Below are 14,326 nucleotides of genomic sequence, written 5' to 3' on the forward strand. Positions count from 1 at the left end.
GCCTCACACCTCGACCTTGATCCAGCGCGCCATCCAGAAGATGCCGACCAACATCAGCACGACGGCGCCGACCAGCATCAACAGCCCGACCGGTGTGGTCCAGAGCGGGCTGAGGTACTCGCGCCGGGTCAACAGCATCCAGACCGCCATCACGATCGGCAGGGCGATGAGCACGTAGGCCGAGAGCCGCCCCTCCGCGGAGAGCGCCCGGACGTGCCGGCGCAGCCGGTCGCGCTCGCGCAGCGTCTCCACCGTCGTTTCGAGGACCTCGGCGAGGTTGCCGCCGGTGTCGCGCTGGATCCGGATCGCCATCACCGCCCACGCCAGGTCGTCGTTCTCCACCCGCTGCGCCACCCGCTCCAACGCGTCGTCCAGGTCGGAGCCGAGCCGGATCTCGGCCATGGCCCGGCCCAGTTCGGCGGTCAGCGGACCCGGCGGGGAGTCCTGGACCACCGCGTCGATCGCCTGGGCGAGGGAGAATCCGGACCGCAACGAGCCGACGATGAGCTGCAGGGCGTCCGGGAGCTGGTCGGCGAAGGCCCGGCGGCGCCGGCTCTCCCGCAGCCGGCGGTGCAGCCCGGGGCCCAACCAGCCCAGCGCCGCGCCGAGCAGGACGCCGAGCACTCCACCGAGCAGTCCGAGCAGGACGGCACCGGCCACCGTGGCGGCGGTCCGCACCGCCGGATCCGACGAACGGGCGGCCGGTTCGCCCCCCTGCCCGTCGTGGGCGCTGCGCTTTTCGCCGCCGCGCCGGCGGCCGGAGACGCCGAGCGCCGCCCTCGCGAAGCCGCTCGTCAGCCCTGGCCGTCGGTTCGGGCCGGCGGTACGCGGTCCGGCGGTGGCCGGGCGGAACCGCTCGACCTGCCGCAGCCGGCGCTGGCGAACCGACCCGTTCAGGCTGAAGGCGACGAGCAGGGTCGAGACCAGCAGGACGCCGAAGACGAGCACGGCGACCAGGTCCACCCGCAGCGCCGGCAGGCTCGGGAGGGCCCGGTCGTCGGCGGCCGCCGACGACCCCGACGAGTTGGCGGAGGCCGACGCGGCGAACCGGACCGGGACGGCACCCCTGGCCGCAGCGGCACCGGTGCCGGCGGTGACGGTGAGGGTGCTCGTGGTGCCGGCCAGCTCTGGCGGGACGGACACGGTGATGACGACCCGCAGCGGGACGGTGTCGGCGGCGGCCCGCAACACCGCGCTCACGCCGTCCGGGCCGGCCGATCGGACGGTGCCGCCGGTGGCGGTGACCAGCTGCCGCAGCTCGGCCGGCACCGCCCGCCCGCCGGGGATGCCGACCAGGTCCACCCGGACGCCGGCGGCGAGAAGCTCCCGCAGCACCGGGGCCGGATCCTTGCTGTCCAACCCACCGGCCAGCACCAGCAGCCGCGCCTCCGCTTCGTCCGTCACCAGCCCCGCCGCCGCGCGCAACCCGGCGTACAGGGCGGTGTCACCGGTAGCCCGCAGGTCGGCGAGGGCCGCCCGCAGCTCACCCCGGTCCCGGGTCGGCCGGACCAGCACGGTCGGCTCGTCGGCGGCGGCCACCAGGCCGATGGCGACGTCCGCCGGCACCCGATCGGCGTAGGCGAGCACCCCGGCCTGCGCCGCCCGCAGCCGAGCGCCGGCCATCGCGGCGCCGGTGTCGAGGACCACCAGGACCGTACGCGCCGCGCCGTTCGCCTCGACCGCCACGCTGGACGGGAGCAGCCACCCGTCCCGGGCGACGGTGACCGGCGGAATCTCGGCGGCCGAGGCGCCCGGGAGGTCCGCGACGAGCCGCACCTGGTCCGGCTTCACCTCGCCCACCGTGACGGCCAGGTCCCGGGCGGCTCCCGCCGGGGCGGCCGGAGCCAGGAGCACGGCCAGGGCGGCGAGCGCGGCGAGCACGGCGCGGCGGGTCACCACTGCCGGCCCTCGAACAGGCCGACGGGCACCGGGACACCGGCGTCGGCGAGGGTGTCGAGCAGCCGGGGACGAAGGCCGGTCCAGCGCAGAGTGCCGAGGTGCCGCCCGTTCTCGTTGTGCCCGGCCCGGTGGTCGAAGACGAAGAGGTCCTGCATGGTCACCACCTCGCCCTCCATGCCGAGCACCTCGGTCACGTGGGTGACCCGCCGGCTGCCGTCCCGCAACCGGCTCTGGTGCACCACGAGGTCGACGGCGGAGGCGATCTGCTCCCGGATCGCGCGTACCGGCAGTTCCAGGCCGGCCATCAGCGACATGGTCTCCAGCCGGGCGACCGAATCCCGCGGGCTGTTGGCGTGCACCGTCGTCAGGGATCCGTTGTGCCCGGTGTTCATCGCCTGGAGCAGGTCCAGGGCGGCACCGTCGCGGACCTCGCCGATGACGATCCGGTCCGGGCGCATCCGCAGCGCGTTGCGGACCAGGTCCCGGACGGTGATCTCGCCCCGCCCCTCGATGTTCGGCGGCCGGGACTCCAGCCGCAGCACGTGGTTCTGGCGGAGCTGGAGTTCCGCCGCGTCCTCGATGGTGACGATCCGCTCGTCGGGCGGCAGGAAGCTGGACAGCACGTTGAGGGTGGTGGTCTTGCCGGAGCCGGTGCCCCCGCTGATCACGATGTCGAGGCGGGCCCGCACGCAGGCGTACAGGAACTGCGCCACCTCCGGCGTGAAGGTGCCGAAGCCGATCAGGTCGTCGGTGGTGAAGGCGTCCCGGGCGAACTTGCGGATGGTCAGCATCGAACCGTCGAGAGCCACGGGCGGCAGGACGACGTTCACCCGGCTCCCGTCGGGGAGGCGGGCGTCCACCATCGGGCTGGACTCGTCGACGCGGCGGCCGACCCGGGAGACGATGCGATCGATGACCCGCCGGAGGTGCTGCTCGTCCACGAAGGACGCGTCGACCTGGTGGATGCGCCCGAACCGTTCCACGAAGATCTGGTCCGGGCCGTTCACCATGATCTCGGTGACGTCCGGGTCGCGCAGCAGCGGCTCGACCGGACCGTGGCCGAGGATCTCGTCGAGCAACTCGGCCGAGATCCGGGCCGAATCCGTGACGGCCAGGGGCGAGTCGCTGCGGGCGAGCACCTCGTTGATCGTGTCCCGGACCTTCTTCTCCAGCACGGTCTCCGGGGTCCGGTTGTCGTACAGCTGGGGACCGAGGATGTCGAGCAGCTCGCGGTGGATGCGCACGCGGAGAGCGGAGGTGCTGGTGCCGCTGGTGGGCCCGGTGATCGGGCCGGAGGTACGGGTGGTCCGGCCGCTGTCGCCGCCGGCCGGGTAGCGCTGCGCCAGCCGGTCGGAGAGGCTCATCGGCTGCCCGCCCGACCGATTCGCTCCCGTAGCCCACGACCGGTGCGGGCCGCCGGTCCGGCGGCGATCCGCTCCAGCGCCAGCTCCCGGATGGCCCGGCTGACCGGGTGTCCCGGCTTCTCCACCACGATCGGCACCCCCCGGTTGATCGACACGGGCACGTCCCGGCTGGACGGGATGTGCACCGCGGTCGGCGTCTGGAGTACGCGTTCGACGTCCGCGCGGGTCAGCCCGACCCGGGCGTCGCTGCGGTTGAGCACCACGAGTCGGGTCTGCGTGGGCAGTTCGAGGAGGTCGAGCATGTCCATGGCGACCCGGAGGTTCTTCAGCGCGGGGACGTCCGGGGTGGCCACCAGCACCTGGACGTCGGAGACGTCGAGCGCGGCGAGCACCCCGTCGGTGAACGCCGGGGGCGTGTCCACCACGACGTAGTCGGCCAGCGTGCGGACCGCGGCGAGGACCCGGGCGACCAGCTCCCGCCCGATCCGCTCCGCCTCGGTCGGCCCGACCGGGGCGAGCAGCACGTCGACGCCGGGCGCGTACGAGGTGAGCAGCGCGCGGACCAGGGTGGGGTCGATCCGGTCCCGGGCGTTCGCCGCGTCGGCGATGCTCCGCTCGGGCACCAGTTGCAGCATGATCCCGACGTCGCCGAAGGCGAGGTCCAGGTCGACCAGGCAGACCCGTCGGCGGCCGCCCTCGGCCAGCGCCACCGTCAGGTTGGTGGCGAGGGTGGACTTCCCGCAGCCGCCCTTGGCGGAGAAGACGGTCACCACCCGCGCCTCGCCGGCGGCCTTCGCCGGCGTACCCGCGCCGAGCAGATGCCGGGAGACCTCCAGGGAGCGGGTGCAGGCCGCCTGTACGGCCGGGAGGTCCCGGGCGTCGACCACGTCGCGTACCCCGGCCCGGAGCGCCTGGCCCATCGTCTCCACGTCCAGCCGCTCGCGCAGCAGGAGAACGCCCAGGGCCGGCCGGGCGAGCCGCTGCCGGGCCGCGAAGTCGAGCGCCAGCCCGGGGTCGGTGGTCGGGCCGAAGAGCACCAGCGGATCGGGGTGCTGGTCGGCGAGGAGGCGCTCGACGTCCTCGAGCCGGCTCGTGGTGAGGACGCCGGTCCCGAGCTGGGAGGCCAGGTGGGCGCTCCACTGCCGGTGGGGTTCGAAGAGGATCGTCATGTCGGCTACTCGAACAGCGATCGGTTGTCCACGCCGTTGTCCGGCTTGACGTCCGAGGACTCGCCGAGCACGCCGACGTTCAGCTCGCCACCGAGGGCGACCGCGTGGGCCAGCCGCTCGGCGTCGACCTGGTTCAGCCCGAAGGTGACCGAGAGCTCGTCCTGGGAGCCGCCGCCGGTCCTGTCGGCCGCGGTGGCTCCGTCCGCCGCGGGTGCCGGCCCCACCGAGATCACCTCGACGTCCGTCATCAGCAGCCGGGTCACACTGTTGGTCTTGCGGCCCTTCTCCAGCCCCGAGCCGGAGACCACGTCCCGCTTCTGGTCGTCCATCGGCGTGTACGTGTAGAAGATGGCCACCCGGGCGCCGGCCCGCAGCGAGGCCGGGCCGAACACCGCCGACTTCACCCGGGCCGTGATCGCCATCTGGCCGTCCGGGATGGCCAGGCCGCTGCCGTTCGCGACCGCGCTGCCGAACATGACCCGGAGCATGAGCTGGCCACGCTGCACCGGGGCGGTGGTGACCAGCGGGTCCAGGCTCCCGCTCACCTGCTCCAGCGCGTCCTCGGGCAGCGTCTCCACCGGCATCCGGACCTCGCGCAGGTACCCCTTGGTCCGCAGCGCCTTCCCGGACGTACCGGCCGGGATGTTCCTGTCGGCGACCAGCACCGTGCGGGCCTGCTTGCCCGCCAGGGCCCGGTCGTCGGCCGAACGGAGGTAGAGCAGGACGGCGCCGGTGCCCAGCGTCGCCAGGACGACGGAGATCAGCACCGGAATGATGCGTCGGGCCATGAGTGCGGGTTCCTACCTTCTCCAGTGTTCCGATGTCAGCCGATGGGGGCGACGACGCGCGCGCCCAGGTCCGGTCCCCCGATCGCACCGCCGCCGGGTACGAGGGTCTGGGTGAAATAGCCGAAGACGCAGGACTTCTCCTCGTCGGCGCAGGAGTCCTGGCCGGTCACCCGCGACGGCACCTTCGACGTCGGCAGGTGCCAGCCGGTGACCACGAACGCCGCGAAGCCCGAGACGTGGTATCGAGCGGTGCCGCCGCGACCGGTCACCTGGTCGAACACCGGCACCAGAACCGGCTGCTTCGAGGTCCGCAGGGAAGCCAGAGCCGCATCGCAGTCGTCCGCCCTGCCGGGCGGCCTGCTGTCGCCCGTGCTGACCGGGTATCCGTCGGCCTCGGCGATCGACGCGGTGGCGCGGCATTCCCGGTCAGCGTCTTCGAGCCACCGGTACCCGCCCAGGTTTTCGGCCGACGTGCCGGCAACCCCGCAGGCCTTCGGCGCGGTCTCGTCGTACACCGGGAGGACCGCTTCTTCCTCGTCGTACTGCCTGCCGTCGGTGGTGTCGGTGGTGTTCCGGTTCCAGTCGCAGATCGAGACGGCCAGCGCCAGCGTGGTCGCCCGGGCGGGCGGCCCCCAGGCCACCCGGGAGCAGGCACCCACCTGCGCACCCTCGTAGCCGCCCACCACCGCCTGCGCGAACACCGGCGGAAGCACCGTGGAGTCGTCGTCCCCCCGGGTGCTGGTGTGCACCTCGACGTAGCTGACCCCCACCGGAGGCGGCCCGACGCAGTCGGTGAGTCGGTTCTCCCACAGCGCGCACGCCGGCAGTTCGCCGCCGCGGCCGCAGACGGTGGCGGCTGCCGCGCCGTCGTTGGCGTTCCGGTCGGCGTACCGGTCGACCACGTCGTCGAAGTCGGTCTCGTCGGGCGAGCAGTCGGCTGGATCCGTCGCGCAAATCTGGCCGACCTTGACCGCGCCGGCGTCCGCCCCGTTCTGGAGCTGGCCGCGTTCGGCGTAGAGGTTGCCCACGTCCACCACGAGGGCCGCCATGCCGAGCAGCACCCCCGAGCCGAGGAGCAGCGCGACCGTCGTCGCCACCGCCCCGCGGTCGCCCCGCGCGCCCGCGAAACGGGCGCGGAGCCGACGGATCACTGACACGGCACGACTCCCGTGCCGGTGAGCCTGACCTCGCCGTCGAAGCCCCCACCGATCAGGCCGATCGGCGTCACGAAGCTGAAGTCGTTGGTGACGGTCACCTGCGCGTCCCGCCCGGGACCCGCGCAGGTGCCCGTCACCTTGACGGCCACGTCGCCGCCGGCGATCCGGGTGGCGCGCTCGGTCGGGTCGCCGCCGAACGAGGCGACCCGGGCTGCGTCCCGGGCCGCCTCGGTCAGGGCGATCTGCTTGTTGAGCATCCGTCCGAAGTCGATGATCCCGAAGACGAGGATCAACAGCAGCGGCAGGACGAGCGCCATCTCCACCGCCGCCGCTCCCCGATCAACCGTCGGCCTGGGTTGACCGCCTCGGATGACCGCGCTCCGGTCGGCTCGACGGGCCGAGCGGAGGCACGGCAGCGTTCCGCCCTTTAGCGAGCGGGGTCGCCGCACCGGTCCGCCGCGTTCCCCGTCGTCACGTTGTTGCAGGCCTGTTCGAACATCCAGTTGACCCGGGTACCGAGTACCCAGATGACGCCGCCGACGACGGCGGCGATGAGGCCGACGATCAGGGCGTACTCGACCGCGCTGGCGCCGCGGTCCCGGCTCTTGGCCCAAGCCATCACACGAAGGATGAAATCGTTCATTGAACAACGCTCCAGGGGAGGGTGTCGCGGTCGGTGACCGCGGCAGATGGTTGACGCCGGGCAAGGAACGAGCCGAGTTTTCCCTGCTACAAGCAAATGTGTCAATGACGCCCAAGGCCGATCCGTCACTGAATGATCGTCGAGAAAGTCCGGACAGGACGCCATCGGACGGCGGAGGGTGACTGTGGCCGGTCGGGCTATCGCACGGCGGCCAGGACGGTCGCGACAACCGCCGCGAGCAGCATCGCCGGCCCGTACGGCACGGCCGTCTTCCGGCCGGCCCGACCCGCGATGACCAGGCCGATCACCAGCGGAAGGTTCAGCACCGGGGCGAGAAGCACCCCCGCCACGACGGGGAACCACCCGAGCCAGCCAAGGTAGAGACCGAGCACGGCGCCCAGTTTGACGTCGCCGAACCCCAGCTGCGACCGGGGCAGGATCGCCAGCGTCGCATAGCCGACACCGCAGGCCAGCGCCGCGAGCCCGGCGCGGAGCAGGGCGGCCCCGTCCCGTTCGACGACCGCGGCGACCACCAGGAGCAGCACCCCGCCGACGAGGGCCGCGCCGACCAGCGGGTCGGGCAGTCGGAGCACCTTGAGGTCGACCAGCGCCAGCGGGACGGCGATCGCGGCGAGCAGCAGGAACGCCGGCAGCGCCGGGGTCGCACCGATGGCGGCGGCGACGCCCCCGCAGACCACGGCGGCGAGCGGGACGGTGACCCACCGCCCGGGAGTGGGCCGCAGGCCGCAGTCCGGGCAGGCACCGGACGACCGCCACCAGCCGGCCCGGGCGGCCCCGCAGTGCGAGCACCCTCGTCGCCACTGCGGTCGGGGAGTCCCGTCCGGCCACTCCACGGCGTACCGGTTGACCAGTCCGGGCAGCACCGTTCCCCAGCAGGCACCGGCGAGGGTGGCGGTGGCCACGAGGGGGAGCAGCACCGGCGCATGGTAGCCAACCGGCCATCGAAAAACGCCGAGCGGGAATACCGGAGGCTTATCGTACACTGTACGGTACGCAGTACGAGTGAGTGGAGGTCGCCCGTGACCGGATCCCCGTTCGACGTCGCCGCCGAGTTCGACCGCCAGGTCGGCACCCTGATGGAGCAGGGCTACCCCGGGCTCGCCGGGATGTCCACCGAGCAGTTCACCGAGCTGGTCACCCCGCTGCGCGACGCGGCCGTCTCCCGCGCCGCGGAGCTGGCGCCGCCCACGGAGGCACGGGTGCCGTTCCTGCTGGTCGTCACCCGGGAGCTGATCCCGGTCGAGCCACGGCTCGGGCTGACGACGTTGGCCGGCCGGCGCAAGCCCGGCTTCGTCGACCGGCACTTCGCCGAGGGCGACCTCGCCCGGTTCGACCCGATCAAGGAGCTGGAGGTGCCTGCCGGCCCGGCGTACCTGCTCTTCGACGTGGACCGGGGCGAGGAGTTCCGCAACCTGGCACCCTCCGCAGCGGTGGAGAGGATGGCGGCACAGGACCGGTTGCCGCTCACCATCGACGAGGGGATCGCCTTCATCACCCAGTTCCCGTCCGCGCTGGCCAGCAACCGGTGCTTCTCGCTGGTCGGGTCCCGGTGCGGCGACAAGCGGGTGCCGGCGCTCTGGATCAGCCAGGGCGCGCCGAAGCTGGGCTGGTGCTGGTACGGCAACCCGCACACCTGGCTCGGCTCCGCCACCGCCCACCCGGTCCGGGTCGGGCGGGAGTGAGCCGGGACGGGCCGACCGGCACCGTCGACCCGGCCGGGGGCAGCGGCCTCCTCTCTACCGGCTCACCCTGACGGTTCCGCCCTGTCGTCCACAACGAGCCCGGCCCTGTCCCCAGAGTTGTCCACAGGAGTGAGCCGTTCTCCACAGGTTGTCCACAGCCCCTCCGCGGCACCCTTGACATTCGCGCTGAGCAGGCAAGACTGCCGGGGATGACCGGTCCGGCGAAGCACGATGGCCCGGGGCGACCCGCCGAGGCCGTCCCGGTGCCGGCCCCGCGCGCCGCCGAGCCGCCCCGGCGGACCCGGATCGTGCTGGCCGAGGTGTCCCGCCGGGACGACCGGTCCGGGCGGACCCGCGCCGAGCTGGCGGAGCAGACCCGGGTCGGCGAGGCGCTGGTCCAGGGCTTGGTCCGGGCCCAGCTCGCGCTGGCGGTGCGGCTGAGCCTGGTGGTGCTGATCGCCCTCGGCGGGCTGCCCTGGCTCTTCGCCATCGCGCCCTCGGTCGGCCGGATCACGCTGCTCGGGGTCAACCTGCCGTGGCTGCTGCTCGGGGTGGCCTCGTTCCCGTTCCTGATCGGCGTCGGCTGGGCGTACGTGCGGCTGGCCGAGCGGAACGAGCAGGACTTCACCGACCTGGTCCAGCGGCCGGAGCGCTGAGGTGGGCAACGGCTTCGTCGTCCCGGCGATCGTGGCGGTAACCCTGGTCACCGTCGGGATCGGCTTCTACGGGCTGCGGCTGGCCCGGACCACCTCCGACTTCCTGGTCGCCTCCCGGGCGATCAGCCCGACCTGGAACGCCGCCGCGATCGGCGGGGAATACCTGTCCGCGGCGAGCTTCCTGGGCGTGGCCGGGCTGATCCTCAAGTACGGCGTCGACGTGCTCTGGTACCCGGTGGGTTTCGCCGCCGGCTACCTGGCGTTGCTGCTCTTCGTGGCGGCCCCGCTGCGCCGTTCCGGGGCGTTCACCCTGCCCGACTTCTGCGAGCTGCGGCTCGGGTCCCGCCGGCTGCGGACCCTGGCCACCGTCTTCGTGATCTTCATCGGCTGGCTCTACCTGGTGCCGCAGTTGCAGGGCGCCGGGCTGACCCTGGCCACGGTGGCCGGCTCGCCGTACCCGGTGGGCGCGCTGCTGGTCGCCGTGGTGGTCACCGCGAACGTGGCGCTCGGCGGCATGCGGGCGATCACCTTCGTCCAGGCTTTCCAGTACTGGCTGAAGCTGACCGCGCTGGCCATACCGGCGATCTTCCTGGCGTTGCAGTGGCAGGCCGACGCCCGCCCGGCGGCGGCACCGCCCGACGGGCCGGCGTTCCGGACCGCGACCACCGTCGTGGTCGAGCACCGCGCGACCCTCACCCTCCCCGACGGCGACGTCCGGGAGGTACGCCCCGGTGACCGCCTCGACTTCGCGGCCGGCGACCCGGTGCCGGAGGTCTCCGGTACGGCCACCCGGGCGACCGACTGGCTGCTGCCGGACACCGCCGGGGACGACGACCGGGGGCTCTTCGCGACGTACTCGCTGATCCTGGCCACCTTCCTCGGCACCATGGGGCTGCCGCACGTGCTGGTGCGCTTCTACACCAACCCGGACGGCGCGGCGGCCCGCCGCACCACGCTGGTGGTGCTCGCCCTGGTCGGCGTCTTCTACCTGCTGCCCACGATCTACGGCGTGCTGGGCCGGATCTACACGCCGCAGCTGCTGGTCACCGGCCAGACGGACGCGGTGGTGGTGCTGCTGCCCGGGGCGGCGCTCGGCGGCGGCCTGACCGGGCGGCTGCTCGCCGCGCTGGTCGCGGCCGGGGCGTTCGCGGCCTTCCTCTCCACCTCGTCCGGGCTGCTCACCAGCGTCGCCGGGGTGATCTCCACGGACGTGCTGGGCCGCGGCTCGGTACGTGGCTTCCGGCTGGCCACGGTGATCGCCGGCGGAGTGCCGGCGCTGCTCGCGCTGAACGTCTCCGGGCTGGACGTCTCCCAGGTGGTCGGGCTGGCCTTCGCGGTGGCCGCGTCGAGCTTCTGCCCGCTGCTGGTGCTGGGCATCTGGTGGCGGGGGCTGACCGACCTGGGCGCGGCGGCCGGGGTGCTGGTCGGCGGCGGCGCGGCGGTCGGTGCCGTACTGCTCACGGTGCTCGGCCCGCCGCTGAGCGGCTGGCCAGCGACGCTGACCACCCAGCCGGCGGCGTGGACCGTGCCGCTGGCGTTCACCGTGATGGTGGCGGTGTCCCTCGCCACCCGCCGCCGGCTCCCCCCCGACGTTGGCGCGACGATGCTGCGCCTGCACACCCCCGAAGCGCTGCGCCTCTGAGCCGGGGCGCCTCATCACCACGTCCCGGTCGGGCCGATGCCGAGGCGTACCCGGCCAGTGGTCCGCAGGTTCCGACCGGTCGGGCTGTTATCGGAGGTCCTTCCAGCGCTGCTTGGGTGGGCGGGGCGGCGGGGTCATCGGGGGATCCTCCTCGGGCGTCAGGGCCGTCGTGATCCTCCCGGATCTCGTCGGGCGCCGGGGGGCGGCGGTGACGCCCGACGAGATCCGGTCCCCGTCAGGGCGCCTGGATCAGGCCGACCACGTTGCCGTCCGCGTCGCGTACGGAGGCGACCAGCTTGCCGCCGCCGACGTCCTTGACCGTCTGCACCTTCTCCGCCCCGGCATCGAGGAGCTCCTTCAGGCTCCCCTCGATGTCGTCCACGTGCCAGTACGCCACCGGCCCGGTCATGCCCTGGCCGTAGCCGTTCGGATCCAGGCCGACGTCCTGCCCGGCCAGGGCGAACCCGACGTAGTACGGCTCGTCCACGACCGGCTCGACGCCCAACAGCCGGCCGTACAGCGCCTTCGCCCGCTCCAGGTCGCGGACCGGGTAGATGATGGTCTTCATGCCTGACGTCACGCGTCGCTCCTCCACTCGCGGTTTCACCTCGGACCGCTCCGGTCCGTCACACTGCTGACCGACGGCGGGGAGGAAAGGTAACGGTGGACGAGCAGAACTGGCTCGCGGAGCGGTTCGCGGAACACACCCGGGCCACAGCCGATCTCCTGCCCGGGTAGGAGATCGAGGTCGTCCCGTGGCGGGAGAGATCACGGGCGTCGGCCGACTAACGTCGGGACATGACCCAAGAGCACCCCGCGCTCGCGTTGCGCGGCCTGGCCAAGCGGTTCGACACCAAGGTGGCCGTCGCCGGAGTCGACCTGGACGTCCCGGCCGGCTCCTTCTACGGGCTGCTCGGCCCGAACGGCGCCGGCAAGACCACGACCCTCTCCATGGCCGTCGGCCTGCTACGGCCCGACGCCGGCCAGGCCCGGGTGCTCGGGTACGACGTCTGGGCCGACCCGGTCCGCGCCAAGAGCCTGCTCGGCGTGATGCCGGACGGCGTACGGCTCTTCGACCGGCTCAGCGGGGCGGAGCTGCTGGCGTACCACGGTCTGCTGCGCGGCATGGACCCGGCGGTGGTCGAGCAGCGGGCGGCGGAGCTGCTCGACGTGCTGGCGCTCACCGACGCCGGCCGGACCCTGGTGGTGGACTACTCGGCCGGCATGAAGAAGAAGATCGGCCTGGCCTGCGCGCTGCTGCACGGCCCCCGGCTGCTGGTGCTCGACGAGCCGTTCGAGGCGGTCGACCCGGTGTCGGCCGCGCTGATCCGCGGCATCCTGCACCGGTACGTCACCGGCGGCGGCACGGTGGTCTTCTCCAGCCACGTGATGGAGGTCGTCGAGCGGCTCTGCTCGCACGTGGCGATCCTCGCCGACGGGACCATCAAGCGGGTCGGCACGCTCGACCAGGTGCGCGGGGACCGGTCCCTGGAGGAGGTCTTCGTCGAGGTGGTCGGCGGGCGGACCGCGACGGGCGAGGAGCTGTCGTGGCTGTCCCGGTGACCGCGCCGGCCGGGCCGGCCCGGCGGATCTCCGCCCGGCACTTCGTCCGGCTCAAGCTGCGGGTGCTCGGCAACAACTTCCGCGGCCAGGGCTGGCGGATCGCCCTCTTCGTGGTCGGCGTGCTGGTCGGGCTCTGGTTCGCCGCCGGCGGCTTCCTCGCGCTGGCGGCGCCCGGCCTGGCCGGCGAGCCCCGGTACGCGCTGCTGACCGCCGCCTTCGGCGGGGGCCTGCTGGTGCTCGGCTGGCTGCTGCTGCCGCTGGTCTTCTTCGGCGTGGACGAGACGCTCGACCCGGCCCGGTTCGCGCTGCTGCCGCTGAGCCGCCGCACCCTGGTCACCGGCCTGTTCGCGGCCGCCCTGGTCAGCGTGCCGGTGCTGGCGACGCTGGCGGCGGTGTCCGGGCTGGTGGTCACCGCCGGGGCGCTGGGCGGCTGGTCGGCCGGCCTGGTCGCGGTCGTCGGGGCGGCCGGCGGGCTGCTGCTCTGCGTGGCGGCGGCCCGCGCGGTGACCAGCGCCTTCGCCACCATGCTCCGCTCCCGCCGGGTACGCGACCTGGCCGCCGTGCTGCTGGCGGTGGTCGCCGCCCTGCTCGGGCCGCTGCAGATCGTGGTGCTGGCGGCGGTCCGCCAGGCCGACTGGGATTGGCTGACCGGGGTGGCCCGGGTGGTCGGCTGGACCCCGTTCGGGGCGCCGTGGACCGCCGGCATCGACATGGCCGAGGGGCGGGTGTGGGCCGCGCCGGTCAAGCTGCTGATCACCGCGGTGACCATCGGCGCGCTGCTGCTGTGGTGGTCGCGGTCGCTGGAGTCGGCGATGGTCGGCACGGTCAGCGCCGGCCCGGCCCGGGACCGGCGGGGCCCGGTGGGCGGGGCGGTCGCCCAGCTCTTCCCGCGCGCCGTCGGCTGGGCCCGGCGGGACCGGTTCGGGGCGCTGGTCGCCCGGGAATGCCGCTACTGGTGGCGGGAAGCCCGGCGCCGGGCCAACCTGATCACCATCGCGGTGGTCGGCATCTTCGTGCCGGTGATGGTCAACCTGGGCGGCTCCCGGCTCGCCACCGACGGCGGGCAGGCGTTCGGCGAGGCCACCGCCGACTCCTCGCCGGTCCTGGTCAGCCTCTCGATGCTCTTCGTCGGGGTGCTCGCCTCGCTGACCCTGGCCAACCAGTTCGGCTTCGACGGCAGCGCGTACGCGGCGAACGTGGTGGCCGGCGTACCGGGGCGGCTGGAGCTGCGGGCCCGGATGACCGCGTTCTCGCTCTACGTGGTGCCCATCCTGGGCGTGGTCGCGGTCGTCCTCGCCACGCTGCTCGGACACCCGGCCTGGCTGGGCGTGATGGCCGGCGCGCTGCTCGCCGCGTACGGCAGCGGACTGGCGATCAACGCGTTCATCTCGGTGCTCGGCGCGTACGCGCTGCCGGAGACGAGCAACCCGTTCGCGATGAACACCGGCGCCGGGATGGCGAAGAGTCTCCTCGCACTGCTGTCCATGGTCGCCTCGGCGGTCGCGGCGGTGCCGATGGTGGTGGCCGCGGCGCTCCTCGGCGACCTGTGGCTCTGGCTGGCCCTGCCGGTCGGCCTGGCGTACGGGCTGGGCGCGGCGCTGCTGGGGTCGTACCTGGCCGGTGACGTGCTGGACCGCCGCCAGCCGGAGCTGCTGGCCGCCGTCACCCCCCGCCGCTGACGCCGGGTCGGTTGACGGGCGGCGGCAACGCGGATCGGGTCCGCGGGACGTTGCTGTGCCTCG

Annotated in this window: 14 protein-coding genes; 5 read left to right on the plus strand and 9 right to left on the minus strand. The window is 73.5% G+C overall.

Annotated elements, in window-relative coordinates; genetic code table 11:
* Positions 1–3 precede the first annotated feature (3 nt).
* The 8 genes from ACTWO6_RS32645 to ACTWO6_RS32680 all read right to left on the minus strand — a co-directional run bounded on the left by ACTWO6_RS32645 (position 4) and on the right by ACTWO6_RS32680 (position 7,958).
* Positions 4–1,896, minus strand: coding sequence for a type II secretion system F family protein (locus tag ACTWO6_RS32645; RefSeq protein ID WP_446217491.1), 1,893 nt, complete (start codon positions 1,894–1,896; stop codon positions 4–6).
* Positions 1,893–3,263 (minus strand): CpaF family protein, encoded by a 1,371-nt coding sequence (locus ACTWO6_RS32650; RefSeq protein ID WP_446217492.1) that lies wholly within the window; start codon positions 3,261–3,263, stop codon positions 1,893–1,895. Before ACTWO6_RS32650 ends, ACTWO6_RS32645 begins: the two co-directional genes overlap by 4 nt.
* Entirely contained in the window at positions 3,260–4,432 is a 1,173-nt protein-coding gene (locus tag ACTWO6_RS32655) for an AAA family ATPase (protein ID WP_446217493.1), read from the minus strand. The genes ACTWO6_RS32650 and ACTWO6_RS32655 overlap by 4 nt, the downstream gene beginning before the upstream one ends.
* A 5-nt stretch (positions 4,433–4,437) precedes the next feature.
* Positions 4,438–5,220 (minus strand): Flp pilus assembly protein CpaB, encoded by a 783-nt coding sequence (gene cpaB, locus ACTWO6_RS32660; RefSeq protein ID WP_446217494.1) that lies wholly within the window; start codon positions 5,218–5,220, stop codon positions 4,438–4,440.
* 35 nt (positions 5,221–5,255) lie between these two features.
* Entirely contained in the window at positions 5,256–6,377 is a 1,122-nt protein-coding gene (locus tag ACTWO6_RS32665; RefSeq protein ID WP_446217495.1) for a pilus assembly protein TadG-related protein, read from the minus strand.
* Positions 6,368–6,694 carry a TadE/TadG family type IV pilus assembly protein gene (locus ACTWO6_RS32670; RefSeq protein WP_446220846.1) on the minus strand — a complete coding sequence of 109 codons (327 nt, stop codon included), beginning with the start codon at positions 6,692–6,694 and terminating at the stop codon, positions 6,368–6,370. Before ACTWO6_RS32670 ends, ACTWO6_RS32665 begins: the two co-directional genes overlap by 10 nt.
* A gap of 110 nt (positions 6,695–6,804) precedes the next feature.
* A complete protein-coding gene (locus tag ACTWO6_RS32675) occupies positions 6,805–6,996 on the minus strand; it encodes a Flp family type IVb pilin (protein WP_446217496.1) in 192 nt (63 codons plus the stop codon).
* A 221-nt stretch (positions 6,997–7,217) separates the two neighbouring features.
* Positions 7,218–7,958: a prepilin peptidase gene (locus tag ACTWO6_RS32680; RefSeq protein WP_446217497.1), complete on the minus strand. Its 741-nt coding sequence runs from the start codon at positions 7,956–7,958 to the stop codon at positions 7,218–7,220.
* 102 nt (positions 7,959–8,060) lie between these two features.
* On the opposite strand from ACTWO6_RS32680, the gene ACTWO6_RS32685 reads away from it, so the two are divergent.
* The 3 genes from ACTWO6_RS32685 to ACTWO6_RS32695 all read left to right on the plus strand — a co-directional run bounded on the left by ACTWO6_RS32685 (position 8,061) and on the right by ACTWO6_RS32695 (position 11,021).
* Entirely contained in the window at positions 8,061–8,723 is a 663-nt protein-coding gene (locus ACTWO6_RS32685) for a DUF5701 family protein (RefSeq protein ID WP_446217498.1), read from the plus strand.
* Between the two features lie 209 nt (positions 8,724–8,932).
* Entirely contained in the window at positions 8,933–9,379 is a 447-nt protein-coding gene (locus ACTWO6_RS32690; RefSeq protein ID WP_446217499.1) for a hypothetical protein, read from the plus strand.
* 1 nt (position 9,380) lies between these two features.
* Complete coding sequence (locus ACTWO6_RS32695) at positions 9,381–11,021, plus strand: sodium/solute symporter (RefSeq protein ID WP_446217500.1); 1,641 nt, start codon at positions 9,381–9,383, stop codon at positions 11,019–11,021.
* Positions 11,022–11,256: 235 nt separating this feature from the next.
* On the opposite strand, the gene ACTWO6_RS32700 is transcribed toward ACTWO6_RS32695, so the two are convergent.
* Complete coding sequence (locus ACTWO6_RS32700) at positions 11,257–11,601, minus strand: VOC family protein (RefSeq protein WP_446217501.1); 345 nt, start codon at positions 11,599–11,601, stop codon at positions 11,257–11,259.
* Positions 11,602–11,819: 218 nt separating this feature from the next.
* Here ACTWO6_RS32700 and ACTWO6_RS32705 point away from each other — a divergent pair, with 218 nt between their 5' ends.
* Together ACTWO6_RS32705 and ACTWO6_RS32710 are read left to right on the plus strand one after the other, a co-directional pair.
* Positions 11,820–12,584: an ABC transporter ATP-binding protein gene (locus ACTWO6_RS32705; protein WP_446217502.1), complete on the plus strand. Its 765-nt coding sequence runs from the start codon at positions 11,820–11,822 to the stop codon at positions 12,582–12,584.
* The gene (locus tag ACTWO6_RS32710) at positions 12,569–14,263 is read left to right on the plus strand and encodes an ABC transporter permease (protein WP_446217503.1); all 1,695 of its coding nucleotides are present in this window, start codon (positions 12,569–12,571) and stop codon (positions 14,261–14,263) included. The genes ACTWO6_RS32705 and ACTWO6_RS32710 overlap by 16 nt, the downstream gene beginning before the upstream one ends.
* The last annotated feature ends 63 nt before the right edge of the window (positions 14,264–14,326 follow it).

It is taken from the genome of Micromonospora sp. IBHARD004, from assembly GCF_052814115.1.